The organism is Haloplanus rubicundus (genome assembly GCF_003342675.1).
GTDB lineage: Archaea > Halobacteriota > Halobacteria > Halobacteriales > Haloferacaceae > Haloplanus > Haloplanus rubicundus.
Genome location: NZ_CP031148.1, coordinates 1,836,216 through 1,860,051, shown reverse-complemented (window position 1 = coordinate 1,860,051; position 23,836 = coordinate 1,836,216). Strand labels below are relative to the sequence as shown.

Sequence of the window (23,836 nt, the reverse complement as noted above, 5' to 3'; positions counted from 1 at the left end):
CGCTGTCGGCGATTGGTTTCAGATCCGACGTTCGGTTCCGGCGGATTTGATACGGAGATCTCCGGTGTCGCCGTGAAACCGAATCGACCGCCCCGAGTTGCCGCCCACGTCCTCGGCGTCGACGGGGATGCCGAGTCGGTCGAGCGTCGCCCGGGTGACCGCGACGTTTCGCTCACCGATGGGTTCGTCCTGACTGTCGAACTCGAACATGGCGCTCCCGCCGACGAGTTTCGCCCGGACGCGGTCCGGCGACGCCCCTTCGGCACACATCGCGTCCAACACGGCGTCGATGCCCGTGTCGGCGTATTTGGCGACGTTCGGCGGGTCCTCGGGCGCCGTCGGCAGCATGACGTGGATGAGGCCAGCGACACCCGCCCGTCCGTCGCGGAGACCGATCCCGAGACAGGAGCCGAGTCCGCTGGTGGCCAGGACGGCCCCGTCCGCGGTGACCGCGAAATCAGCGATGCCGACCCGCTTGCGGGTCCGGCCCGACGCCGACGTCCCGCCGTAGGTCTTCATGTTAGAAGAGCGACTCTCGGTTGGCTTCGAGCTGGTCGCTCCGTTCGACCAAAAGGGCGTCGAGGGCCTCCTTGAGCTTCTGTTCGTCGGGGATGGCGTATATCTCGCAGTTGAACTCGCCTTCCGGCGTGACGACCGTCGAGTCCATGAGGAACGCGTACTCCTGTGACTGGCCGAGCCGACCCGCGATGGGGCTGAGGATCGCCGTCCCCAGGTCGTGAACCAGTTCGGGCGGCGTGTGGTCGATGCTCGTCTGCAGGACGTTCGCCCACCCGTCGATGAACCCGCTGGTCATGATGTTTCCCATCTCCTGAATCGCGCTCTCGCCCATGTCGCCGAGTGGTTCGTCCAGTTCCATGGGCACCGTGGCGTCGACGATGGTCCGCGCAGACGGCTCGTCGAAGAGGATCGCGAGGTAGCCGCCGGGGGTCCCCTTGAACTCCATGACCGTGCCGACGTACACCTCGTCCCGTGCCGTGTTCGGGACGTCCTCGATAGGGACGAAGCTGAGTCGACTCACGTCGACGTCGGTCTCGATGCCCGTCATCGACGAGACGTTCTCGGCGGCGCGTTCGGCGCCCTGCCGCGTCATCTCGTCGAAGACCGTCAGCTTGTCCATCGGGATGGCGTCGTCGTGGTCGTCGCTCGCCTCGAGCATCTCCGCGAAGGCGCCGTACTCCGGCAACATGTAGATGTAGGCGTCGATCTCCTCGTCGACGGCCGTCATCTGACTCTCGAAGACGAAGACGTGTTCCTCCTCGGCGCGGTCGAGCGCACCCTCGGGAAGGACGTCGGTGCCGTCGCGTTCGACGTAGGTCGGCGGCGTCATGTCGACGCTCGTCGACAGGTAGTCGGCCCAGCCGTCGACGAAGCCACCCATCATGATGTTGCCGATCTCGTTGATCCCGCTCCGTGCCATGTCGTCGAACTCGTCGTCGTCGCCGGCGCTCGCCCCCGGGACGAGGACGTCGACGATGCTCGCGGCGCTGTCGCGGTCGAACGCGAGCGCCGTCTCGCCGGAGAGCCCGCCACCGAGACCGATCTGGACGCCGACGAACTCCGTCCCGCCGAAGACGTCCTCCACGTCACGTTTCGACATGAGCGTGACGTTGGTCACGTCGACGTACGTCTCGATGCCCGTCATCCCCGTCAGCGACGCTGCGGCGTGTTCCGCCCCCTCCTGTGCGAGGCGGTTGTAGGTGCCGAGCGACTGAATATCGACACGCATCGTCAGGCCACGACGTCGTCGATTGCTTCCAGCACGTTCGGCTTCTGGAACGGTTTCGTGATGTAGCCGTCCGCACCGGCCTTCACGGCGTTTTTCATCTTCTCTTCCTGACCCACGCTGGTGCACATGATGACGTTCGCGTCGGGGTCGCTCCCCGTGATTTCGCTCGTTGCCTCGATCCCGTCGCGGATCGGCATCACGATGTCCATCATCACCAGATCGGGATCGTGCTCCCGATAAAGTTCGACGGCCTCGACGCCGTTTTCGGCTTCATCGACGATCTCGAAGTTCTCTTCGAGGATTTCGCGCAGAAGGTTGCGCATGAAATCCGAGTCGTCGACGAGTAGCACTTGCGGTGGCATCTGTTCCGAACGTTCACGACTCGGCAAATAAAGACTCGGGCGCGATTCTCAGTACTGATACGGGTGCGGGCGGCGGATTGGCGGGGCGAGCGGAGACGGCCGTTCCGATCAGTCCGGCGACAGTGCAACGGCCTCCTCGTCGGCGACAGCTTCGAGCAGGTCGCCGATGGAGTCGTCGCGGTCGAGGTCGTAGCGCTTGAGCAGCCCCGTGAGCGTCCGGACCGGGTAGCGGACCGACACGCTCGACTCCGCGAGCAGAATGCCGAGAACGTCCTCGACGGGCGTCCCGCCGCCGACGTGCTGGGCGTACCAGATCAACAGCGACTCGAAGCTGGTGACCACGTCGTTCGAGACGACCTGGTGGCGGCTGACCCCGTCGTCGAACTTGGCCGTGGCGTGGAACCCGTACTGGGCGTCGGCTTCGCGGAAGTAGTCTTCGAGCCACGCGTTGACGTCCATTTCGGTGATCTCCGGCTCGTCGTCGGCGGCGCTGTCGCCGGGGTCGTCGTCGAGGGCGTCGCGGACGTTCTCGCGAGCCTCCGTCGCCTCGTCGCTGGTCGGACCGCTGCCGGTCGAGACGACGTATCGACCGTCGTCGAGTTCGGAGACGTTGTCGTGTCTGGTGAGGTCTAACTCCTCCTCGGTGAGAACCTTGCCGCGCTCCGAGACGGAGTCGTCTGAGTCGGATGGCATACCCTGAGCAGTGTTACCACTTTCGGGAGTGAAAACATAAAGATTCCGTGGTGCAGCGGTGCGCTGGCCGCGAGATTACAGCTCGACGGATTCCTCACCGGACAGCGACTGAGGCACCTGGATGCGAATGATACTCGTCGCACCACTCTCGGTGTTGATCCGGAGCGTAACCGTCTCGCCGGAGTCGAGTGGCCCGTTGACGAACGTATCGTCTTTGGCCGTCTCGTTGAAATCGAGCGTGACGACCAGCCGGTCGGTCCGGCTGTTCAGGATGAGGCCGCTACCTCGACTCTCGTTGAGCGAGTTGTCGTCGTCCTGAAGCGCACGGGTCCGGTCGTCCGGCCCGGACGCGTCGGATCGGTTGATCACGTCCTCGTTGGTGAACGCGAAGCGGTCGGTGCCGTCCGGTCCGACGAGTTCGAACGTGGTCGCGCTCATGTTGATGTCGCTCGCCCCCGGTGACTTCTGGACCACCAGTGACACCTCGTGAACCGCTAGCGACTGGTTCGCCGCCGAGAGATTCCTGTCGTCGCCGGTTTCGACGCCCACGAACGTGGCGTTCTCGGTACCGGGACTGACGACCGAGCCGTTGTCAAGGGTGTACGTACGGTTGTACGCGGACACGTTCCCGGTTTTCGAGACGGGTTCGAGCCGGTCGGTGACCTGTGCGCTACTCTGTTGGCCGGTCTGTTCTGACTGCGTCTGGAGGAAGCCGGCGGTGTTGATCAGGACGCCGGCCGCGATCGCCGCGACCAGGACCATCGCGATGAACACGATGAGCGTCCCAATACCGACCTGCCCCCTCTCCGTTCGTTCTTCGAACATTTTGTGTGTGTCCCCCGAGAATCCGGTGTCTCGGGCTCTGTGTCCCAGTCATTCGGAGGAATGTTAAACCTATATCCCCGAATATCATCAGTGAAATTCGAAGACGGCTGTCGGACTGCCGTCGACTAAAAAAAAACGGAGGAGCGCCGCCGCGAACTACAGTTCGACCGACTTCTCGCCGTTGAGCGACTGGGGCACCTGGATGCGGATGATGCTTGTCGCGCCGCTCTCGGTGTTGACCCGGAGCGTGAGCGTCTCACCGGGTTCCAGTGGATCATTGTCGTATGCTCCGTTCTGGTCGAGGGCAGTCATGTTGATCGTGACGACCAACCGGTCGGTCCGGCTGTTCAGTATCAGGCCCGCGTCGCGGGTCGTGTTGAGCGAATTGTCGTCGTCCTGAAGGGACCGCACGTCGCCACGGGTCTTGTTGATCGCCGTGCCGTTAGTGAACGCGAAGCGATCGGTGCCGTCCGGCCCGATGAGTTCGAACGTCGTCGCGCTCATGTTGATGTCGCTCGCCCCCGGCGACTTCTGGACCACCATCGACACGTTGTCGACGGCAAGAGAAGTGTCATTGTTGACCGCGACGCTGCCCCGTATCGAGTTATTATTGTAGTCGTAGGCGGACACGTTCCCGGTTTTCGAGACCGGTTCGAGCCGATCCGTGACCTGTGCGCTACTCTGTTGACCCGTCTGTTCTGACTGCGTCTGGAGGAAGCCGGCGGTGTTGATCAGGACGCCGGCCGCGATCGCCGCGACCAGGACCATCGCGATGAACACGATGAGCGTCCCAATACCGACCTGTCCCCTCTCCGTTCGTTCTTCGAACATATGTTTGTGGATCCCCGAGGCCGCGTCCGTCGGGAGCTACGCCAACGTAGTCAGAAGTGAGTGTTAAACCTACACCCCCGAATATCACTGATGAAATCGGGAGACGGCGTTGGCGTCGCTGGACAGTCGCGAAAAACGAAGAAAGGCGCCGCAGATTACAGTTCGACGGATTCCTCACCGGACAGCGACTGGGGCACCTGGATGCGGATGATACTCGTCGCGCCGCTCTCGGTGTTGACCCGGAGAGTCATGGTGTCACCGGGTTCGAGCGGTTCGTTGGCGAAGGCACCGTTGGTCGCCAACTTGGTCATGTTGAGGGTGACGACCAGTCGGTCGGTCCGGCTGTTCAGGATGAGGCCGCTGTTACCCTCGGAGGCGTTGAGCGACGAGTCGTCGTCCTGAAGCGCTCGCGTCCGGTCGTCCGGCCCGGCCGCCCCGGACCGGTTGACAACCGTCTTGTTGGTGAACGCGAAGCGGTCGGTGCCGCCCGGTCCGACCAGTTCGAACGTGGTCGCGCTCATGTTGATGTCGCTCGCCCCCGGTGACTTCTGGACCACCATCGATACCTCGTTGACCCGCAAGGAGACGTTGGTGTTGTTCCCATCGGAGTACGGAGTCGTGTTCGCGACGATGGTCTCGTTGTACGAGTCGTAAGCGGACACGTTGCCGGTCTTCGAGACCGGTTCGAGCCGGTCGGTGACCTGTGCGCTACTCTGTTGGCCGGTCTGTTCTGACTGCGTCTGGAGGAAGCCGGCGGTATTGATGAGGACGCCGGCCGCGATCGCCGCGACCAGGACCATCGCGATGAACACGATGAGCGTCCCAATACCGACCTGCCCCCGCTCCGTTCGTTCTTCGAACATCGTTGGTTGTGTGTCCCCGGGTCGTGCCCGTGGGCTCTGTCCTACCGTTCTCGAAGTCACAAATAAAGCTACGTCCCCAAATATCATCTGTGAAAATAAAGGCTTCAGCCGGATCTACACCCGAAATCCGCCGGGTAGCCGAATATCAATCGTAGATAACGAGACTGTAGACGACGAGAATGAACCCGAGCGACGAGAGGCCGTTGTTGACCAGCAGCAGCGACCGGACGCCCTCGAAGTCCGTGACGAACGCACTGATCGCCGTCGCGATGGCGGCGGCGGCGATGAGGCCGAAGCCGAGCGAGACGTGGATCATCGCGCGGCGAGTGGTCTGGAGGTACGCCCTGATCGCCATGCCGACCATCGTCAGCCCGGAAACGACCAGCACGGCCGTGGCGGCTAAATAAAGGTATTCGACGACGAGCATCGTGGTTCGTTCGCAAGCTCGCCACAGCGATGTATAAACCTGCGCATGATATTCTCAGTGCTGATACTCTACTGCCGACCCCCCGCGTCTTGCACGCGTCCGACAGTACATTTTATTGTGCTCCCCCGTATCTGAACTGATAACGAATGGACGGGATCGAGATGCTTCGGGTTCTGGGCAACGAGTACAACCCGCAAATACTGAGTTTCGCTCACGAACCACGGTCGGCCCAGGAACTCAGCGACGAACTCGACGTACCGATCGCCACCTGTTACCGCCGGATCGAGGAACTACAGGACGCGGACCTGCTCGAACACCACGACCGGGTGCTCTCCGACGAACGCCGGCGAGTCAACGTCTACCGTCGGAACATCGAGGAAGTCGTCGTGTGCTTCAGCGAGGGGGACGTCTCCGTCGAGGTGGAAGAGCGCCGACAGGTCCAGAATCAGATCGACGAGGTCTGGCGAACGCTCTCCTCGGAGTGATCACTCGCCGGGGAACGGGCCGTCACGCTGGCCCATCATCGAGAATCCAGCGGCGCGTTCGTGGACGGTGATGCCTCCGTCGGTGATGTCCATGGGGAAGATGTCCGTCTCGATGTCCTGTTTTCGCATCTTCGCGACCCAGATGTACCGGTTGACGCCCGACTCGGTCGGCGTCTGGATCAGGTAGATGTTCCCGTCGGTGAGGAAGTTCTCGAGGCCGATGTCCTGTTCGGGAAAGACGGCGGACTGCTCCGCGATGAGCAGCGATGTCAGCCCGTTGGCCTTCAGAATATCCGAGAATTTGAGGAGGTACGTCCGTTTTTCCTGTTCGTCCGCGAAGAACAGTTCGAACATCGTCAGCGAGTCGAGGACGAGTCGTTCGTACTCCATCTCCTCGAACTCGTCCAGCAACAGTTCCAGCGTGTCGTTGAAGTCGTTGTGGCGGAGCAGTTCCTGCTTGTCGTAGATGAGGATTTCGTCCTCCTCGACCAGTTCGCGCCAGTCGTCGAAGCCGATGGATTCGGCCGCCTGTGCGATGTCCTCCCGGTTCTCCTCGAAGGAGAGGTAGATTCCCTTCTCGTCGAACTCCTGTACGCCGTTGTAGATGTACTGCAACCCGAGGATGCTCTTTCCGGTGCCGGGGTTCCCACTGATCAGTACGGTCGCGTTGTCGACAATGCCCCCACCGAGGATCGAATCGAGTCCCTCGATTCCGGTGCGTGTGAGCTCGGTCATTACGACATACCGTTACGTGGACTGACTGAAATAAATTCGCAACGCGGAGCACGGCCCGAGGGGCGCGATAGCGCGACTCGACGGCTCCGACGAGGCCGATTTTCACGTATGAGAACCCGGGCGCAACCTATTTGATTCGGAGCGGCGATGTCCGGCCAATGAGGCTTTCCACCGGCGTGGACGGTTTCGACGAACTCGTCGACGGGGGACTCCTCCGGAATCGGTTGTACATTCTCAGCGGGCCACCGGGCAGTGGGAAGACGACGTTCTCCTCGCATTTCGTTACGGAGGGGGCGCGGGTGGGCGATAAGTGCCTCTTTCTGAGCATGCACGAGACGGAGGCCGAACTGACCCACGACATGGGATCTTACGACTTCGGCTTCGAGAAGGCGGCACAGTCGGGGAACTTCCAGTTTCGGAACGTCTTCGACTCGAACGCCAAGCGACTGCTGAAAGGTCCCGGCGGCAACGACTTCTCCACCGGCGTCAAGAACATGACCAACCGGCTGGTGGGATTCATCAACTCCCGGGAAATCGACCGCCTGGTCATCGACTCCACGATGATCCTGCAGTATTTCTACCCCGACAACCACGAGGCGTTCGTCCAGTTTCTCACATCACTCAAACGCGTCGACGCGACGACCATCCTGATCTCGGAGATGACCGACCCCACGTCCTACGCGGACGAACACTACCTCGCTCACGGCGTCGTCTTCATGCACAACTACATGGAGGGCGACGGGATGCGGCGCGGCGTCCAGATCATCAAGATGCGCGGGACGGACATCGACAGCGACATCTACCCCGTCGAGTTCGACGACGACGGCTTGCACGTCCGCCCCAAACGTGAGGTCGAGGCCTGAGATGTACGACTCCGAGTTCGATACCGACTGGGACGACCTGGACAAGGCGGGGGCGCTCGAACGGGCCTTCGCCCTCGGCGTCGCTCGGAGCCTCGGAACGCCGAACCGCGAGGAGTACGAACGGGTCCGCGACGCCGCCGACACGACGTACGAACGGAGCATGATCGAACTCTCCTACGAGGAGGGGCGACGGAAGGCGTCGGGCCGGGCGGCGGAGAAGTCGGCGGTCTGGGAGGAACTCGTCGTCGAGACGGAGCCGGTCGACGCGACCGGCTCCCCGGCCGATCCCCGCACGCGCACCCGAACGCGGGACGGTCCGCCGAGCATGACTGCCCGCCCGGAGCCGACCGTCGTCCCCGAGGATGGCCTGGATCGGATTCGGCTCCCCGAGTTCCTGCGGCGCCGATAGTTACGCCGCGTCGTCGCCGTCGGCCCGCATCAGTTTCCCGGGCTCCGTCCAGATGACGAACTCGCCGTCGTCCTCGCGTTTGACCACCCCGTTGATCCACGGCTCGTCGACCGGGGACTCCTTGACCGCCGAGAGCGAGACGGTCGAGACGCGCCTGACGCCGTCGACGGCCCACCCGACGCTCCACTCGTCGTCCATCCGCGCCGAGTCGAAGACGACGATCAGTTCGCCCGCGTCGTCGCTCTCGGCCGCCAGCGTCTCCATCGGGTCGATGACCGTCGTGATGTCGCCGCGGAGGTCGATGACGCCCTCGACGAAGTCGGGAGCGTTGGGGATCCGCGTGACCGTCCCCCGTTCGACGATCTGTTCGATGTAGGTGATGTCCAGACAGTAGCGCTCGTCGCCGAGGACGAACTCCAGGACCGAGATGGTCTCGTCGTCGTCCTCGGGCGCCTCGTCGTCCGCGTCGGTCGACGACGCCCCGTCGGCGTCGAGGGGCGCGTCGCCGTCGTCGTCCGCGTCGTCGATGGCGGTCGAGACGGGCGCCGCGACGTCGGACGTGTCGATGCCCTCGACGGCTGCGATCATCTCTTCGTCGAGATTCGGCACGTCGGCGTCCGACTGCGTGGTCGGATCGGTCATTGCGCCGGGATTCGAGCCACCCCATAATAAACCCGGCCGCCGGGTTCTCAGGTGTGATACTCGATCAGTCGAGCGGCGCCGCCTCGGCGTCCGCGGACTGAAGCGACCGGCCGGCCCCCGAGGCGACGTAGCGATCCCAGAGGACGAGCGTCGTCGGGAGGACCAGAATCGAGGCGAGATAGGAGTAGAGCACGCTCAACGCGATGAGGAGCCCGAACTGGCCGAGGATGGGCGAGATGGCCAACCAGAGCACGCCGAGGCCGGAGACGGTGGTCAGCATGCTCCCGGTGAGCGCCCCGCCCGTCCCACGGACCGTCGCGAGCAAGGCGGCGTCTACGTCCGTCGCCCCGTCGTACTCCTCGACGAACCGGTGGAGGAGGTGTGCGGAGTAGTCGATACCGAGACCGATGGCGATGGAGAGGCTGGTGCCCGTCAGGACGTTGAAGGGGATGTCGAGAAAGCGCATCGTCGACGCCAGCGCCGCGACGGTGAGCGCGATGGGCAGGACGTTGACGAGTCCGAGCGACGGCCGTCCCTCCAGTACGCCGTAGACGAAGACGAGAAAGCCCGCGGCGGCGACGAGCGCGATGACGAGGCTCCGGAACGCCGACGCGCCGATCACGTCCGAGACGGCTTTCAGCACGATGACGCCGCCGGTCGCCGTCGCCTCGAAGCGCATCCGGTCGGCCACGGCGCGGGTGTCGTCGGTGACGGCCTCTTGGGACGCGTCCGCCTCGACGGCGTATTCGATCCGAGCGCTCGTGTAGTCGTCGGTGATGTAGTCGAGCGCCCGGTCCCGAGCCGGAGAGTCGAGGAGAGCGGCGTAGACCGTCCGAAGGTCGTCGTCGGGGATGCCGTTGTCGTTCCGGTCGTTACGCGCGACCAGCGCCGCGAACTCCGGATCCTGGGCCGCGTACGACCGAATGACGGTGACGATACTCGTCTCGCGGGCGTGGCCGTCGTCGTCGACGAAACTCGGTGGCGGGTCCGCACCCGCTCGCCACATGGATTCGAGGGCGTCGTCCCGGTGGAGAGGCCCCTCGACGTACACCGTGGTCGTATCCTCCTCACCCGTCTGGAAGTTCCGCTCGAGGAAGTTCGTCGTCTGCGTGACGGTGTAGTCCCCGGGACGGAACGGTTCGGGGACGTACTCGAGGTAGGCCGGCGGCTCCTCGGGCGGCAGGAAGTCCTCCTGCGTGAAGCGGCTGTCGACGCCGGCGCCGTACTGGCCCAAGAGGGCCGTGGAGACGAGGACGACGACGAGGAACGCCTTTGGCGCGACGCGGGCGACGTAGACGCCGACGGGCAGAATCCGACCGAGCAGCGAGCGCTCCGATCCGAGCGCCGCCGAGCCGAACTCGGGGGCGCCGAGGCGCTCGCGCCAGCGATCGGCGAGCACCTTCGTCGCGGGGAGAAAGATGCCGAAGACGAGGGCGGTGAAGACGATGCCCACCGCGGCGACGACGCCGAGTTCGCGGATGGAACTCAGGCCGCTGCTCAGGTTGGCCGCGAACCCGAGCACCGTCGTTCCGGTGACGATGAAGAAGGCGATCAGCAGTTGATCGGTGGTGACACGCATCGCGTTGCCGACGCTCACGCCGTCGACGTGCTCCTCGCGGTAGCGGTTGATCGCGTGGATGCCGAAGTCGATACCCACGGCCAGCAGGAGCGGCGGGATGGCGACGAGCAGTTGGGAGAAGGCGATGCCCGCCAACCCCATGAAGCCGAACGTCCAGAGCATCGTCATCGCGAGGGCGACGAGGCCGAGCAACAGGTCGAGGGGGTCGCGGTACGCGACGATCAGAAAGAGCAGGATGAGCGCGACGGCGGCCGGGATCACCAGGCCGAGCGAGTCGTTGATCACGTTGCCGAGTTCCTCGCTCGTGATGCCGCTCCCGAAGACGGTGATGTCGCCGCCGACGGCGTCGACGACGTACTCGGCCTGCAGTTGGATGGCCGTGAGCGGGCTCTCGCCGCTGGTGCCCGGGCCGTCGCTCCCGCCGCCGGGAAGGCGGTGCGTGACCGTCCCGATGGTGGCCGACGCCGACGCGGACCGGGCATTGTAATCCTCACTGAGGAGGGCACGGAGTCCGGGGTTCCGCTCGACGGTGGTCCGGACCGCGCGGTCGATTTCGCTCGGGGAGGAGCGTTCGACGGCGCGAATCTCGTCGTCGATGGAGTCCGCCGACGGATCGAGGGTTCGTGCGACCGCCCGGGCGACACTCGACGTGCTCGACACCTGGAGGTCCGGATCACCGGCGAGTCGTTCCTGTGCCTCCAGCATCCGCAACAGGGCGGGCTTGGCGAGCACGTTCGTCCCCTCCTGGATCAGCTGCGTCGATCCGCTGTCGGCGCCGAACGTGATCCGCTCGAAGTTGTCGTTGACTTCCTGAAGCGCTTGCTCCGCGGGCACGTCCTCCGTGAACTGGTCGGTTCCGGAGTCGGTCCCACCGCCGCCGAGGCCGACGACGAACAGCCCCGACACGACGAGGAAGGCGAGCACCACCCGCGCGGGGCGGTCGACGATCCACGCGTCGAGCGTGTCGACGACGCGCTGGGCGTCGAAGGAAGGCACCGGCACGGGTCGATCAGTCGTTCCCGTCGGCGCCGTTCCGTCGGTACCAGACCACCAGTCCGACCCCCGTCACCGCGAGGGCGCCGACGGTGATCGGGAGGAAGGGGAGGCCGCCGCCCTCACGGTGCTCGACCGAAACGGGGACGCGGTACGTCTTCGACACTTCCGTGTCGCCGTCGGGGAGTTCGTACTGGAAGTCGATGGAGACGGGGTAGGTCTTCTCCAGCGCCGAGCCGCCCGCGCTCAGGCCGACGACGAACGTCGCGGACTCGCCGGGGGCGAGCGCGGAGACGAGTCCCTCGTCGTCGTCGCTACTGAGCGGCGACTGGACGAAGGCTTTGGCCTCGACGTCGCGGAGCGGCTCGTCGCCCTCGTTGGTCACGCGGAGTTCGAGCGTCGTCGTCCCGCCGGCGACGACGGTTCGGTTGACCGCCTCGACGCTGAACCGGTCGCGCTGGGGCTGGATGGCCACTCGCTCGTTGAGCGGGTCACTCTGTCGAACCTCGTCGCGCGCGTTGCGGTAGCGGACGGAGACGTTGAACTGCTGGGTGGTGGCGCTCGCGGCGTCGCTGATCGTCACGTCGAAGGCGAACTCCCCCGCCTCGTCCGGTTCGAGGGTTTCGAGGGCGTACTCGGTGGATTCGACGTTGACGTTCGGGTTCGAGGATCGGAAGACGACGACCGGCTGGCGAGCGGTGTCCGGCCCGCGGTTGACGACGGTGCCGGCGAAGCGGCCGTCCTCGCCGACCCGGAGGGTCGCCTCGGTGTCACGGATCGCGAAGGCCTGTTCGCGGTCGGGCCGGATACCGACCGCGAGCGGTTCGGACGTGCGCGCGATGCCGTCGGTGTCCTGGTACTCGACGGTCGCCGAGAGGCTGTAGTTGCGAAGCGCCGCGTCGTCGTCGAAGGTGACGGTGTACGCCACCGTCGCGTTCGTGCCCGGTTCCCAGGCGCCGACGTAGCCAGTCGAACTCGACGAGCCACTCCCGAACGTGAGTTCGTCGGTCGACGAGGAGAGGACGACGCTGGCGTCGCGGGCCGTCCGCGTTCCGTCGTTTTCGAGCGTCACGGTGACGGTGCCGGTGTCGCCGATCTGTGTCGTCGACGTCGACTCGATCACGTCGAACTGCGGCTGATCGCGGACCCGGAGGGTGACGTAACGTGTCTCCTCGCTCGTGAGGTCGTTGTACTCGGGGGAGCCGACGGCGCTGTACTCGACGCTGACGGTGTAGCTGTACGAGACGGTGACCGGAATCCGGTAGCGGCCGGGGTCGATGTCCTCCGGAACGGTGATCGAGATGGGATCGACGGCGGTCGTCCCGCGGGGCGCTTCGCCGACGGCGACGGGGCCGGTGTTGACCTCGAACGGCGTGTCGCCGGCGTCGACGTCGACGGTGACACCGCGGGCGGTGGTGACGCGTTGCTCGTACTCGGCGGGACCGCCGCGATTCAGCCGACCGTCGTTCGAGAGGACGAGGTCGAGGTCGGTCCGGGTGCCGGGTTCGACTTCCGTCGTCGAGGAGAACACCTCGACGGTGGGGCGGCCGATGACGGTTCCCGAGGAGGACTGGCCGGCGACGACGCCGGTCGCTGCGACGGTGGCGAGGACGACGAGGACGACGAGGAGCATCGAGCGGTGTGTAGATGGCATGGATGGAGCGTGGTGAACGCCGGGTGTCGGTGCGAACGACGGGGACCAGCCGACGCCCTGGCGGATGTATGAACGGTAGACAGAACGAACTAAATAAGTTGTGAATGAACGTTCAGTCACCGTGGCCTTCGACGACCCCTTCGGGAGCGACACCGGCGAGACCCGCACCGCGATCATGCGGGCGACGTACGAGGCGCTCATCGAGCACGGGTACGAGAACCTCACCATCCAGCGGATCGGCGACGAGTTTCCGAAGAGCAAGTCCCTCATCTACCAGCACTACGACGGCAAAGACGAGGTGCTGGTAGAGCTACTGGAGTTCCTGCTCGATCACTTCGAGGCCCAGATGCCGAAGCCGGCGGGTGGAAACGCCCACGACTGTCTGCGGACGATGCTCGACTACGTCCTCGCGCCGGAGCCGGACACCGAGCGCGTCGAGTTGACGAAGGTGATGGTCGAACTCCGGGGACAGGCGCCCCACAACGAGACGTTCGAGGCCTACTTCACGGCCAACGACGGTCGGTTCCGGCGGAGCCTCGCCGACATCGTCGAACGCGGCATCGAGGAGGGCGTCTACCGCCCCGTCGACGCCGACGCCGTCGCGGAGTTCCTCCTGACGACGATCAGCGGCGGGACCGTCAGGCGGGCGACGGCCGCCGACGCCGTGGACATCGTGGCTGTCAGAGACGAGGTGGACGCCTACCTCGACGCCCGACTGCTTCGCGACGACGCGGCGTAACGACTGGTGGCTGTCGGAAAACCGGGACGAGAACGGGAGACGGCGCTCGGAGGGATTATCTGAAGTCAGCAGCGGTTCTCGCCGGATCGGCGGGAATCGCTGGACAGTGAGATATCCCTAGTTGATGCGGACGTGGCCGGTTCCGTCGACGGTGACGGTGTGTGACTCGTACTCGAAAGTGAGGCTACGGGTCGCCACCTCGTCCGACGGTCCGCTGAAGAAGGCTTCGAGCGCGTCCGGATCAACGTAGTCCGCGAGGGGGTCCAACTCCACCGGCGAGCGGTCCTCGACCTGACCGAGGGCCGTCTGCACTGCGAAGCTGATCGGTTCGCGTCGATCCCAGTCGATTTCGAGTTGGTGAGGGGTCGTCGTCGCCGTCGTGTGCTCGTCGCCGGTCGCGGACATACCCGAAGGAATCTCCTCTCGTCGTATAAGTTTAGTGGCCAGATTATCTAATTTGATATCTTTATGGCGCGAGTCGACCAACATCGATTTGACAGCTTGGGCGGAACGATGAGACGAGTCGCCACGCGCGACTGGTCACCCATGGCACGCGACGCATTCGCCGCCGAGAACGCACCGGCCGAGGGGGCGGATGCCCTCCAGGGACAGCACGGCGAACGCCCGGTCGTCGGCCAGCCGTTCGGGGAGCGGTGATGGAGGTTCTCGTCTTCGGCGCCGGGAGTCTCGGAAGCCTGCTCGGCGGCCTCCTCGCGCGCGCTCACGACGTGACGCTCGTGGGGCGTGATCCCCACGTCGCGGCGGTTCGGGCCGACGGCCTGCGGATCACGGGCGTCGAGACGCTCGACACCCGCCCGGCGGCGACGACGGACGCGACGGGGGCGAGCGCCGACCTCGCGCTCGTGACGGTGAAAGCCTACGACACCGGGACGGCGGCGCGGGCACTCGCGACCGGCGACTACGGCGTCGTCTGCTCCCTCCAGAACGGGATGGGCAACGAGGACGTCCTCGCCGACGCCGTCGACGCGCCCGTCCTCGCCGGCACGGTGACCTACGGGGCGGGACTGGTCGATCCAGGACACGTCGAGTGGCGGGGGCGGGGGACGATCACGCTCGGGGCGTGGCGCCCGGCCGACGACGCGGCGACCGCCGAGCGAATCGCCGCGGCGTTTCGCGCGGCCGACCTCGACGCCGAGGCCGTCGGGGACGTCCGGCGGCGGCTCTGGGAGAAGCTGGCAGTCAACGCCGCGATCAACCCCGTCACCGCGCTGGCACGCGTGGAGAACGGCGCGCTGACCGAGGAACCACTCGCAGGGCTCGCGCGGTCGGCGGCGGTCGAGACGGCAGGGGTCGCCCGCGCCGACGGTGTCGCCCTAGCGGACGAGACGGCGGCGGAAGCGGCCGCGACCGTCGCCGGCGAGACGGCGCGAAATCGGTCGTCGATGTTTCAGGACGTGTCGCGGGGACGACGGACCGAAATCGACGCTATCAACGGCTACGTGGCCGACCGGGCGGCGGTGACCGACCGGGCGGCGCCGGTCAACCGGGCGCTCGCCGCGCTGATCCGGGGCTGGGAGCGGGGCGCCGGCGTCGGTCGGTCGGGGGACGAGTAGGTCGCCGTGCCGAGTACGACGATCCCGGAGACGGAATCACCCCCGGGCGGGCCGAACGGCTCGCGTCCGGGTGTGAGGGAGTAGGGTTAATTCCCCCGCGGCCGATCCACGGACCATGCCAACGGTACAGGAGATTCAGCGGGCGTCGCCGGAGGAGCCGCTGACGATGCTGACGGCGTACGACGCGCCGACGGCGGCCATCGTCGACGCGGCCGGGATCGACGTGATCCTCGTCGGCGACAGCATGGGCAACGCGGTGCTCGGCTACGACTCGACGCTCCCGGTGACGATGGACGAGGTGGTCAGTCACACCGCCGCGGTGGCGCGCGCGGCCGACGAGGCCCTCGTCGTCGGCGACATGCCCTTCCTGAGCTACGGGACGAGCGCGGAGACGGGCATCGAGAACGCGGGGCGGCTGCTCAAGGAGGCGGGCGCCAACGCGGTCAAGATCGAATCCGGGCCGCATACGGTCGAGTTGACCGACCGGCTCGTCGACCTCGGCATCCCGGTGATGGCACATCTCGGCCTGACGCCCCAGCGGCGCAACCAGATCGGCGGCTACGCGCGGCAGGGGACGACCGAGGAGGCCGCCGCGGAGATCCGAGACCTCGCCGCAAAACACGAGGCCGCGGGCGCGTTCTCGCTGGTGCTCGAACACGTCCCCGACGAGTTGGCCGCCGAGGTGACCGCGGAACTCGACATCCCGGTCATCGGCATCGGTGCCGGTCCCGAGACGGACGGACAGGTGCTCGTGTTGACGGACGTGCTCGGCCTCTCGGAGTCGGTCCCCCCGTTCGCCGAGGAGTTCGGCGACGTGCGAACGGAGATGGAAGACGCCGTCGCGGCGTACCGCGCCGCGGTCGAGGACGGCTCCTTCCCCTAACCGTGGATCGCGGTCGAGAGCAGTGGACGCATCAGGCCGACGACCGGCGCCTCGGCGCTGTCGGTCCAGATGGCGCGATGCTTGCGGACGCCGGGAAGTTCTGTTTCGGCGTCGGCGCTGACGAGAAGGGCGTCGCCGTCGACCATGCAGACGCTCGTGACGGCGCCGGCCTCGATCGGGTGAGCGTCCCACCACGTCCACGTCTCGACCACGTCGGCGTCGGGGACCGCCTCGTGCAGACGCTCGCGGATCGGCGCGCCGGGTGACCCGATCACGACGTCGACGCCGCGGTCGACCGCGTCGGCCAGCGCGTCGACCAGATCGTCGTTGAGGAGTTCGTCGACGGCGATGGCGAGCAACACCTCCGAATCGGCGTCGGCGACGAGCGTCGCGAGCCGTTCGGCGACGGCGGCCTCCCCCTCCATCGTCCACACTTCGCCAGCGCCCGTGGTTCGGTTCGGCGATCCGAGTCGGGGCAGGGCGGTGCCGAGACGGTCCAGCCGACTCCGACACTCCCGTTCGAGGAGGTCGACCGCTTCGCGGGGGGAGACGGCCCGGAACCGCCGTGGCTTCGACTCCTGGACGCTCACCAACCCGCGGTCCTGAAGCGCGTCCATGCTGTCGTAGATTCGCGCGCGCGGAACGTCCGCGACATCGCTCACCTCCTTTGCCGTGCCCTCGCGCAGGCGCGTCAGGGCCACGAAACATTTCGCCTCGTACTCGGTGAGTTCGAAGGTCCGGAGCGTCCCGACTACCTCCTCGACGAGCGTGTCCGTCTCTGCGTTCGTTGTTGTGTTGTTCGTCACGACGACTCTCCCGGTTCGCTCCCCGGTAAGGATGACACCACCAAAAAGAGTCGGGTCGCCAAGCGTGCGCCGTGGGACCTCGGCACGCAGGTTGTTTCTATTGGAGTAAAAACACAGTAGAAACTATTAAGATACTACCAATCGTAGGCGTAATCGTGAAGCGAACTGCGGCCACGCGCCGCCTCCAACAATCATGAGTCAGCAGCCCGAAACCCTCCGAGAGACCGGCGGGGAACAGCGTTCGACAACCACCGAGACGGACGAGCGCGTCTGTCCGGAGTGTGACGCGTCGCTGGTCGTGGACGAGTCCCACGGCGAGACGGTGTGTGAGGCGTGTGGTCTCGTCGTCGAGGCAGACGGGATCGATCACGGTCCCGAGTGGCGCGCCTTCGACTCCAGCGAGCGCGCGGAGAAGAGCCGCGTCGGCGCGCCGACGACCAAACTCCTCCACGACGATGGCCTCTCCTCGGTCATCGACTGGCAGGACCGCGACGCCAAGGGTCGAACCATCGACGGGAGCAAGCGCCGGAAGCTCCAGCGCCTGCGCACGTGGGACGAGCGCTTCCGCTCGAAGAGCGCTCAGGAGCGCAACCTGAAGCAGGCTCTCGGCGAAATCGACCGGATGTCGTCGGCGCTCGGTCTCCCAGAAACCGTCCGCGAGACGGCGAGCGTCGTCTACCGTCGGGCGCTGGAGGACGACCTCCTGCGCGGGCGCTCCATCGAGGCGATGGCGACCGCCTCCCTGTACGCCGCCGCTCGGCAGGCGTCGGTGCCCCGGAGCCTCGACGAGTTCGAACCCGTCAGCCGCGTCGACCGCAAGGAGTTCTCGCGGGCCTACCGCTACATCGTCCGCGAACTCGGTCTCGCCATCGAACCGGCCAATCCCCTCGAATACCTCCCCCGGTTCGCCTCCGACCTCGACCTCGACGGCGACACGACGACCCGCGCCCGCGCCCTCCTCGAAGAGGGCATGGAGAGCGGCGTCCACAGCGGCAAGAGTCCCGTCGGTCTCGCGGCGGCGGCGCTCTACGCCGCCTCGATACTCGAAGGCGATAAAGTGACCCAGAAGGAGGTCTGCTCGGTTAGCGACGTCTCCGAAGTGACCGTCCGCAACCGCTACACCGAACTCCTCGAAGCCGGCACCGATCCCGACGCGGCCCGCGGCGCCGCGTAGGTTCTACGACGGACCGATTGCCGTCTCGAGATCCGCCCCCGTCAGCGCCGCCTGCAACCGTTCGGCGGCCGGCCCCGCCTCCGCGGCGTTCTCCATCAACACCGTCTCGCTCGGGAAGAGGTCGTCACCGACGACGAGGCCGTGATTCCGCGCCGTCGACCCCGTCATCGTCAGGTAGACGCCCAGCCCCGCGTCGGCGATGGCGGCCTCCTCCTCCATCGCGGGATCGGGGTACGTGAACGTCACGCCGTCGAGAGCGTGCGTCCCGAGGACGGCCCTGACGAGGCGTTCGTACCGCGGCGAGATACAGAGCGGTCCCTCGTAGTCGGCGACGAACGACCGGTCGAGGTCGGCGCCCGGCGGCAGAATCTCCGGCGTCGCCAGCAGGGTGTGATAGACGGTGTCGCCGAGGCCGCTCACGACCCGCACGTCCGTCTCGCGGGGGTCGATCCGGGCGTTCACGTCAGCGATGGACTCGACGCCCGTTTCCCCAAGCGTGACGACTTCCTCGAGGACGAGGTCGGCGCTGTCGAAGCCGAGACCGAACTCGTGGGTGCGGAGCGCACGGAACGGCTCCTCGCGGCCGATCAGTTCGACGGTCACGCCGTCGTCGGTCGACGGCCGACCGACCGCGGAGCGCGGTCCCGCGTCGTCGACGTGGACGGTCACGCTGTCGAAGACGATCCGCCGCGGTTTCCCCTCGCGGTCGTCGCGCAACAGCGTATACTCCGGCTGCGTCGGATCGGAGAGGTCGCTGTACGCTGCCAGCCGTTCGTACACGTCGCGTTCGGGGGTCGCGGTCCCCTTGGTGATCGCCTTCTCGTATCGGAGCGTCGAGGACACGTCGTCCGCGAGGCCGTCGACCCCGGCGACGGCCGCGAAGCGTTCGAGAACCGCCTCCAGCGGGCGCCCCTTCCGCGGGACGGCGACCCGAACCGTCTCGGTCATTGTCGGGTCGACGCGGGCGCGGGCTTTACCGATTGCGCTTTCCGAGCGGCGTCGCCCCGCCTACTCGTCGGTTCCGAAGGCGCTGTTCAGCCGGTCGCGGAAGTCCCGGAGGTCGTCCAGTTCCGCCTCGATGTCCTCGACGTCCGATTCGAGGTCGTCGACGGCGTCGAGGCGCTCCTCGATCCGCTCGGCGGTCGCCGACAGGTCGTCGAGGTCGGCCGCGACCGTCTCGAGTCGGTCGGCCACGTCGTCGACGCGGTCGGTCACCGTCGCCACGTCGTCCGCGAGGGCTGCCCGCTCGTCGTCGGCGTCGACCACCGCGTCGTCGAGGGTCTCGACCCGTTCGGTCAGGTCGGTCAGTGCCTCGTTCACCTCGCCCACTACCTCCTCGGCAGTCCCGTTCTCGTCGAGGAAGTCCGCGAGGGCGTCGCGGTAGGCGAGCAGATCCTCGATCTGTGACTGGAGCCGGCCGATACGCACGTCGACGCTCGTCGGCACCCCGCCTTCGGCGTCCGCCTCGAACGCCTCCCGCAGGACGGTCAAGTCGTCGTCGTCGACCGTGCCGGCGCGTATCTCGGCGGCCAGGGCGGCGGCGATGGACGATCCGGCCGCGGCGGCCGGGGCGTCGGCCGTCGCGTCGTCGTCGGCCGCCTCCGCGTCCGCGTCGGCAGTCGGCTCCCGCACCGTCGCCTCGTCGTCCCGCGGATCGAGCGCCTCGGCCGCCTCGGCGGACGGGACGGTGTCGTCCGTTTCCTCCTCGTCGGCGTCGTCCGCATCCGTTTCCTCCTCGTCGGCGTCAGCGTCGACCGCCTCGCCGTCCGCCGCCTCGACGTCGACGGCAGTCACGCTCCCGTCCCGGTCGCCGGTCACGACGGTCGGGTCGTCGGCCCGCTCGCGAGGGGTGGGCGCCTCGTCGTCGAGTAGCGGTTCGGACTCCAGCCCGGACAGGTCGTCACCCGATTCGTCGCCCGAGAGCGCGTCGCGGACGACCTGTGTCGTCTCCCGACCCAGCACGTCGCCGGTGGCCGCGGCGTCGCCGTGCTCGATCAGTTCGATTTCGGGGTCGCCGAGGAAGTCGTCGGCCTCTCCGGGGTCGTCGATGCGGATGCCGTACACCGTGAGCACGGATTCGCCGGGTTCGAGCGTTCGCTCGTAGGCGACCCGGTTGTCGCGGTACGCGGTCCAGTTGTCGCCCTCGTAGTCGGGGTGAAAGCCCACGCCCTCCATCGGGAACGACTCGGGGATGTCGTCGACGATCCGAACCCGGATCGGCTCGTCGGCCAGCGATTCGATCTCGAAGGCGATGGCCGGAACCGGGAAGCGGTCGGCCTCGAACGCCTTCCCCACGCGAACCTCCCCCGTCGAGACGGTTACCGGGATGTCGGGGCCTGGGTCGTTCGCCATGGGCCTTACTGTTCCCAGCGGGAGCATAAAACAACCGGCAGGGCGCTCGACCGGTGTCGAGGGGCCGTTCGAGGGCCATGTTTTAATCCACTACACGAATGTGTTCCGTTCACTACACCATGGACGACGACGAGGCGGCACTCGTCGAGGTACAGTCACGCATCGGGGGCGCCGCCACCATCGCCGACATCTACCGCGTAGCGGCCGAAACGGGCGGGCGGGTGTTCGACTGTGACGCGTGTGAACTTCTCGTCGAGGAGGGCGGGTCGGTCGACCTCGCCGAACGGTTCGTCCCAGACGGCATCGACCCGCCGCCCGGCGGGGCGACGAGCCCGGCCATCGCGACCCACACGTACCGGTCGGGCGAACCGATGCTGATCGACGACACGCACCGAGACGACCGGGTCGACACCGACACCGACTACCGGTCGATCCTGAGCGTTCCCCTTCTGCCGCACGCCGTCATCCAGTTTCTCGACCGCGATCCAAACGCGTTCGACGACCGCACCCTCGCACTCGCCGCCGTCTTCGGCGGCTACGTCGCCCACGAACTCGACCTGCGGGTGAGCGAGCGGCAGGCGACGGCCGGAGACGTCCTTTCGGCCGAGTCGACGGAGCGGCTCTTCGACTTGGTCGACGTACTCGTCGTCGCCATCGACAACGAGGGTCGAATCACGTTCGTCAACCGCCAGGCACGGGAGACGCTGGGCTACGAGGAGGGGGCGCTCGTCGGCCGAGACTGGTTCGATACGTGTCTGCCCGAACCGCGCCGCGACGAGGTACGTGGCGTGTTCGAACGCGTCATGGCCGGCGAACTCGACTCGGTCGGCCGGTACGAGAACGCCATCGTCACGGCCGAGGGGGAAGAACGGATCGTCGAGTGGTACAACACGGTGCTCCGTGACGTCGACGGGGCGATCACGGGAACACTGAGTTGTGGACTGGACGTGACGGATCGCGAGGAGCGCGAGCGCGAACTCACGGCGGCGTGGAGGCGCTACCGGACGCTCCTGCAGGCGGCACCGAATCCGATCTTCGTCGCGGACGCCGAGACGGGCGAGATCGTCGAGGTCAACGAGGCGGCGGCCGAGTTCCGTGGCCAGGCGCGCGAGGAAATCGTCGGTCTTCACCAGACGGATCTCCACCCCGAGCAAGAGACCGAGCACTACCGCGACCTGTTCGAGCGACACGTGAGCGAGGGCGGGACCAAACGACGGCTGCCGGACGGCTCACCAATCTACGCGGTCACGGCCGACGGGGACCGCGTCCCGGTCGAGATCAGCGTCGAAATGGTCGAGCTCGAACTTGAGACGGTCATTTACGGGGTCTTTCGCGACATCAGCGACCAACTGGCCTACGAACAGGCGCTAACCGGGATCAACGAGGCGGCCCGTGATCTCTTCGAGGGAAAGCTGCCGTCCGAAGTTGCCGACGTGACCGTCGAGACGGTGACGGAGATTCTCGATCCCACCGGAGCAGTCGTGTATCTCGCCGACGAGGGGGCTGGAACGCTGCGTCCGGCCGCGTACAGACCGCCGGAAGCGACCGACCTGATCGGCGAGCCGCCGGTGTTCGAACCGGCCGACAGTATCGCGTGGCGGGTGTTCGTCGACGGAGAGACGGCGGTGTTCGACGACGTGCGGGAGGCGGAGGGCGTCTACAATCCCGAGACGCCGATCCGGAGCGAGATCATCGTCCCACTCGGCGAGTACGGCGTCTTGCTCGTCGGGCACACGGAGACGGCGGCGTTCGACGACCGGGCGGTCGAACTCGCGGAAATTCTGGGGGCGACGGCCGAAGTCGCGCTCGAACACGCCGAACACGAGCGACATATAGAAGACCAGACACGTCAGCTGAAACAGCGAGCCCAGCAACTCGAACGCGTCGAGTCGATCAATACGCGCATCCGTGACGTCGCACGGGCCGTCGTCCAGTCGACGACGCGGGGGGAAGTCGAGCGGACCGTGTGTGCCGAACTGGTCGAGGACGACGCGTTCGCCCTCGCGTGGATCGGGACGATCGACCCGGTCGACGACCGACTCGACGTCCGCGCGTGGGCCGGCGACGCACAGGAGTATCTCGACCGCGTCCCGCTCTCGCTCGACGACGCGAACGCCGAACCGGCCGTACGGACGGCGCTATCGAAGGAACCGACGGTCGTGCGAAATACGGCGACGAACGTGACCAAGGAGGCGTGGCGTTCGGAGGCCGTTCGGCGCGACTTCCGCTCCGTCGCGAGCGTGCCCCTCGTCTACCAGCACTCCCTTCAGGGGGTGCTCACCATCTACGCGACGACACAGTCCGCGTTCTCCGGCGTCCTGCAGTCCGTCCTGACGGAACTGGGGGATCTACTCGCCCACGCGATTACGGCGATCGAGCGCAAGCAGACACTCCTGACGAACCAAGCGATCGAACTCGACTTCGAAATCTTGGATCGGGGCTGCCTGTTCTTGCGATTCACGCAGGAGACGGGCTGCGCGCTGGACGTCGAAGCCATCGTTCCCCAGTCGGACGACTCGTGGCTCGTATTCGTGAGGGTGCAGAACGGGGCAGCCGACCAGTTACTCGACGCGGCAGAGGCGGCGACGGCCCTCGCGAGCGCCCGACTCATCGATCCCGCGGACGAGTCGCTCGTCCAACTCCGGTTCGTCGAACCGTTCATCGCGTCGGTGCTGGCGGATCAAGGAATCGCGGTTCGCGACATCTCGGCCGACGGCGACGCCTGCCGCGTTACCGTCGCGGTGCCGCCGACGTTCGACATCCGGAGAGCGGTCGACGTGGTGTCGACCACCTATCCCGACTCCGAACTGGTCGCGAAACGCGAGCACACCCCGTCGGCGGACGTGAGCAAAAGTCTCACGCTGCGGGGGCTGGAGAAACTCACCCCCCGTCAGCGGGAGGTCCTCGAAGTCGCCTACCACCGGGGCTACTTCGACTCCCCGAAGAAGGCGAGCGGCGAGGAACTGGCGGCGGAGTTCGGCTTCTCGCCGTCGGCTTTCCACCGACACATCCGCGCCGCCGAGCGGAAACTGTTCGACACCGTGTTCCGGAACGAGACGGCCGTCTCGCGGGAGTACGGGGACGGTCCCGGGGGATAGGGGACGTTTCGACGAGTCGCTCCCCGTCCTGCTGTCGACGTGGTCGTACGAGGCGTTCACATGTTGACCGTTTATACTGAGAATTCAACACATGTTGACCCC

The 23,836-nt window shown here is 66.3% G+C and carries 24 protein-coding genes; 8 read left to right on the top strand and 16 right to left on the bottom strand.

Translation table 11 applies throughout. The features are described 5' to 3' along the window. Positions 1-18: 18 nt before the first annotated feature. The 8 genes from DU484_RS10425 to DU484_RS10390 form a co-directional block, all read right to left on the bottom strand. Positions 19-519 (bottom strand): chemotaxis protein CheD, encoded by a 501-nt coding sequence (locus DU484_RS10425; RefSeq protein WP_114585989.1) that lies wholly within the window; start codon positions 517-519, stop codon positions 19-21. Between the two features lies 1 nt (position 520). Next, positions 521-1,747 (bottom strand): chemotaxis protein CheC, encoded by a 1,227-nt coding sequence (locus DU484_RS10420; RefSeq protein ID WP_114585988.1) that lies wholly within the window; start codon positions 1,745-1,747, stop codon positions 521-523. A gap of 2 nt (positions 1,748-1,749) precedes the next feature. Continuing rightward, a complete protein-coding gene (gene cheY, locus DU484_RS10415) occupies positions 1,750-2,109 on the bottom strand; it encodes a chemotaxis protein CheY (RefSeq protein WP_114585987.1) in 360 nt (119 codons plus the stop codon). A gap of 108 nt (positions 2,110-2,217) precedes the next feature. Continuing rightward, positions 2,218-2,802 (bottom strand): DUF7500 family protein, encoded by a 585-nt coding sequence (locus tag DU484_RS10410; RefSeq protein ID WP_114585986.1) that lies wholly within the window; start codon positions 2,800-2,802, stop codon positions 2,218-2,220. 75 nt (positions 2,803-2,877) lie between these two features. Continuing rightward, complete coding sequence (locus DU484_RS10405) at positions 2,878-3,627, bottom strand: archaellin/type IV pilin N-terminal domain-containing protein (RefSeq protein WP_114585985.1); 750 nt, start codon at positions 3,625-3,627, stop codon at positions 2,878-2,880. A 156-nt stretch (positions 3,628-3,783) separates the two neighbouring features. Further along, the gene (locus DU484_RS10400) at positions 3,784-4,458 is read right to left on the bottom strand and encodes an archaellin/type IV pilin N-terminal domain-containing protein (RefSeq protein ID WP_114585984.1); all 675 of its coding nucleotides are present in this window, start codon (positions 4,456-4,458) and stop codon (positions 3,784-3,786) included. A gap of 155 nt (positions 4,459-4,613) precedes the next feature. Further along, positions 4,614-5,321 carry an archaellin/type IV pilin N-terminal domain-containing protein gene (locus DU484_RS10395; protein ID WP_114605858.1) on the bottom strand — a complete coding sequence of 236 codons (708 nt, stop codon included), beginning with the start codon at positions 5,319-5,321 and terminating at the stop codon, positions 4,614-4,616. Positions 5,322-5,466: 145 nt separating this feature from the next. Continuing rightward, a complete protein-coding gene (locus DU484_RS10390) occupies positions 5,467-5,748 on the bottom strand; it encodes a DUF7521 family protein (protein WP_114585982.1) in 282 nt (93 codons plus the stop codon). A gap of 146 nt (positions 5,749-5,894) precedes the next feature. On the opposite strand from DU484_RS10390, the gene DU484_RS10385 reads away from it, so the two are divergent. Further along, positions 5,895-6,233, top strand: a complete 339-nt coding sequence (locus DU484_RS10385) for a winged helix-turn-helix domain-containing protein (protein WP_114605857.1) — start codon at positions 5,895-5,897, stop codon at positions 6,231-6,233. On the opposite strand, the gene DU484_RS10380 is transcribed toward DU484_RS10385, so the two are convergent. After that, positions 6,234-6,968, bottom strand: a complete 735-nt coding sequence (locus DU484_RS10380) for an RAD55 family ATPase (protein WP_114585980.1) — start codon at positions 6,966-6,968, stop codon at positions 6,234-6,236. A 158-nt stretch (positions 6,969-7,126) separates the two neighbouring features. Here DU484_RS10380 and DU484_RS10375 point away from each other — a divergent pair, with 158 nt between their 5' ends. After that, positions 7,127-7,831, top strand: a complete 705-nt coding sequence (locus tag DU484_RS10375) for an RAD55 family ATPase (protein WP_114585979.1) — start codon at positions 7,127-7,129, stop codon at positions 7,829-7,831. A gap of 1 nt (position 7,832) precedes the next feature. Further along, positions 7,833-8,240: a hypothetical protein gene (locus tag DU484_RS10370; RefSeq protein WP_114585978.1), complete on the top strand. Its 408-nt coding sequence runs from the start codon at positions 7,833-7,835 to the stop codon at positions 8,238-8,240. Here DU484_RS10370 and DU484_RS10365 read toward each other — a convergent pair whose 3' ends face one another. From DU484_RS10365 to DU484_RS10355, 3 genes are all read right to left on the bottom strand, one after another. Further along, positions 8,241-8,882: a chemotaxis protein CheW gene (locus DU484_RS10365; RefSeq protein WP_114585977.1), complete on the bottom strand. Its 642-nt coding sequence runs from the start codon at positions 8,880-8,882 to the stop codon at positions 8,241-8,243. It abuts the gene before it with no gap. A gap of 64 nt (positions 8,883-8,946) precedes the next feature. Beyond that, entirely contained in the window at positions 8,947-11,457 is a 2,511-nt protein-coding gene (locus DU484_RS10360) for an efflux RND transporter permease subunit (RefSeq protein WP_114605856.1), read from the bottom strand. A 13-nt stretch (positions 11,458-11,470) separates the two neighbouring features. Continuing rightward, the gene (locus DU484_RS10355; protein WP_262342769.1) at positions 11,471-13,108 is read right to left on the bottom strand and encodes a COG1361 S-layer family protein; all 1,638 of its coding nucleotides are present in this window, start codon (positions 13,106-13,108) and stop codon (positions 11,471-11,473) included. Between the two features lie 121 nt (positions 13,109-13,229). On the opposite strand from DU484_RS10355, the gene DU484_RS10350 reads away from it, so the two are divergent. After that, the gene (locus tag DU484_RS10350) at positions 13,230-13,847 is read left to right on the top strand and encodes a TetR/AcrR family transcriptional regulator (RefSeq protein WP_222844830.1); all 618 of its coding nucleotides are present in this window, start codon (positions 13,230-13,232) and stop codon (positions 13,845-13,847) included. A gap of 117 nt (positions 13,848-13,964) precedes the next feature. Here DU484_RS10350 and DU484_RS10345 read toward each other — a convergent pair whose 3' ends face one another. Continuing rightward, entirely contained in the window at positions 13,965-14,252 is a 288-nt protein-coding gene (locus tag DU484_RS10345; RefSeq protein ID WP_114585975.1) for a HalOD1 output domain-containing protein, read from the bottom strand. A 251-nt stretch (positions 14,253-14,503) separates the two neighbouring features. On the opposite strand from DU484_RS10345, the gene DU484_RS10340 reads away from it, so the two are divergent. Then, positions 14,504-15,421: a ketopantoate reductase family protein gene (locus DU484_RS10340; RefSeq protein WP_114585974.1), complete on the top strand. Its 918-nt coding sequence runs from the start codon at positions 14,504-14,506 to the stop codon at positions 15,419-15,421. A 115-nt stretch (positions 15,422-15,536) separates the two neighbouring features. Then, positions 15,537-16,304, top strand: a complete 768-nt coding sequence (panB, locus tag DU484_RS10335; RefSeq protein WP_114585973.1) for a 3-methyl-2-oxobutanoate hydroxymethyltransferase — start codon at positions 15,537-15,539, stop codon at positions 16,302-16,304. Here panB and DU484_RS10330 read toward each other — a convergent pair. Next, positions 16,301-17,110, bottom strand: coding sequence for a TrmB family transcriptional regulator (locus DU484_RS10330; protein WP_114605855.1), 810 nt, complete (start codon positions 17,108-17,110; stop codon positions 16,301-16,303). The genes panB and DU484_RS10330 overlap by 4 nt on opposite strands. 193 nt (positions 17,111-17,303) lie before the next feature. On the opposite strand from DU484_RS10330, the gene DU484_RS10325 reads away from it, so the two are divergent. After that, positions 17,304-18,284: a transcription initiation factor IIB gene (locus tag DU484_RS10325; RefSeq protein ID WP_114585971.1), complete on the top strand. Its 981-nt coding sequence runs from the start codon at positions 17,304-17,306 to the stop codon at positions 18,282-18,284. Between the two features lie 3 nt (positions 18,285-18,287). Here the strand turns inward: DU484_RS10325 and DU484_RS10320 are convergent, their stop codons facing one another. Both DU484_RS10320 and DU484_RS10315 read right to left on the bottom strand, forming a co-directional pair. After that, entirely contained in the window at positions 18,288-19,232 is a 945-nt protein-coding gene (locus DU484_RS10320) for a hypothetical protein (RefSeq protein ID WP_114605854.1), read from the bottom strand. Between the two features lie 60 nt (positions 19,233-19,292). Further along, a complete protein-coding gene (locus DU484_RS10315) occupies positions 19,293-20,636 on the bottom strand; it encodes a hypothetical protein (protein ID WP_114605853.1) in 1,344 nt (447 codons plus the stop codon). A gap of 119 nt (positions 20,637-20,755) precedes the next feature. Here DU484_RS10315 and DU484_RS10310 point away from each other — a divergent pair, with 119 nt between their 5' ends. Beyond that, positions 20,756-23,734: a GAF domain-containing protein gene (locus DU484_RS10310; RefSeq protein WP_114605852.1), complete on the top strand. Its 2,979-nt coding sequence runs from the start codon at positions 20,756-20,758 to the stop codon at positions 23,732-23,734. Positions 23,735-23,836: the final 102 nt, after the last annotated feature.

Excerpts from the sequence above, each read along its gene's own strand:
- DU484_RS10375 (WP_114585979.1), top strand. The coding sequence starts at position 7,127 with ATGAGGCTTTCCACCGGCGTGGACGGTTTCGACGAACTCGTCGACGGG.
- cheY (WP_114585987.1), bottom strand. The coding sequence starts at position 2,109 with ATGCCACCGCAAGTGCTACTCGTCGACGACTCGGATTTCATGCGCAAC.
- DU484_RS10390 (WP_114585982.1), bottom strand. The coding sequence starts at position 5,748 with ATGCTCGTCGTCGAATACCTTTATTTAGCCGCCACGGCCGTGCTGGTC.
- DU484_RS10355 (WP_262342769.1), bottom strand. The coding sequence starts at position 13,108 with ATGCCATCTACACACCGCTCGATGCTCCTCGTCGTCCTCGTCGTCCTC.
- DU484_RS10380 (WP_114585980.1), bottom strand. The coding sequence starts at position 6,968 with ATGACCGAGCTCACACGCACCGGAATCGAGGGACTCGATTCGATCCTC.
- DU484_RS10405 (WP_114585985.1), bottom strand. The coding sequence starts at position 3,627 with ATGTTCGAAGAACGAACGGAGAGGGGGCAGGTCGGTATTGGGACGCTC.
- DU484_RS10370 (WP_114585978.1), top strand. The coding sequence starts at position 7,833 with ATGTACGACTCCGAGTTCGATACCGACTGGGACGACCTGGACAAGGCG.
- DU484_RS10345 (WP_114585975.1), bottom strand. The coding sequence starts at position 14,252 with ATGTCCGCGACCGGCGACGAGCACACGACGGCGACGACGACCCCTCAC.
- DU484_RS10395 (WP_114605858.1), bottom strand. The coding sequence starts at position 5,321 with ATGTTCGAAGAACGAACGGAGCGGGGGCAGGTCGGTATTGGGACGCTC.
- DU484_RS10420 (WP_114585988.1), bottom strand. The coding sequence starts at position 1,747 with ATGCGTGTCGATATTCAGTCGCTCGGCACCTACAACCGCCTCGCACAG.
- panB (WP_114585973.1), top strand. The coding sequence starts at position 15,537 with ATGCCAACGGTACAGGAGATTCAGCGGGCGTCGCCGGAGGAGCCGCTG.
- DU484_RS10315 (WP_114605853.1), bottom strand. The coding sequence starts at position 20,636 with ATGGCGAACGACCCAGGCCCCGACATCCCGGTAACCGTCTCGACGGGG.
- DU484_RS10425 (WP_114585989.1), bottom strand. The coding sequence starts at position 519 with ATGAAGACCTACGGCGGGACGTCGGCGTCGGGCCGGACCCGCAAGCGG.
- DU484_RS10385 (WP_114605857.1), top strand. The coding sequence starts at position 5,895 with ATGGACGGGATCGAGATGCTTCGGGTTCTGGGCAACGAGTACAACCCG.
- DU484_RS10340 (WP_114585974.1), top strand. The coding sequence starts at position 14,504 with ATGGAGGTTCTCGTCTTCGGCGCCGGGAGTCTCGGAAGCCTGCTCGGC.
- DU484_RS10320 (WP_114605854.1), bottom strand. The coding sequence starts at position 19,232 with ATGACCGAGACGGTTCGGGTCGCCGTCCCGCGGAAGGGGCGCCCGCTG.
- DU484_RS10365 (WP_114585977.1), bottom strand. The coding sequence starts at position 8,882 with ATGACCGATCCGACCACGCAGTCGGACGCCGACGTGCCGAATCTCGAC.
- DU484_RS10400 (WP_114585984.1), bottom strand. The coding sequence starts at position 4,458 with ATGTTCGAAGAACGAACGGAGAGGGGACAGGTCGGTATTGGGACGCTC.
- DU484_RS10310 (WP_114605852.1), top strand. The coding sequence starts at position 20,756 with ATGGACGACGACGAGGCGGCACTCGTCGAGGTACAGTCACGCATCGGG.
- DU484_RS10325 (WP_114585971.1), top strand. The coding sequence starts at position 17,304 with ATGAGTCAGCAGCCCGAAACCCTCCGAGAGACCGGCGGGGAACAGCGT.
- DU484_RS10410 (WP_114585986.1), bottom strand. The coding sequence starts at position 2,802 with ATGCCATCCGACTCAGACGACTCCGTCTCGGAGCGCGGCAAGGTTCTC.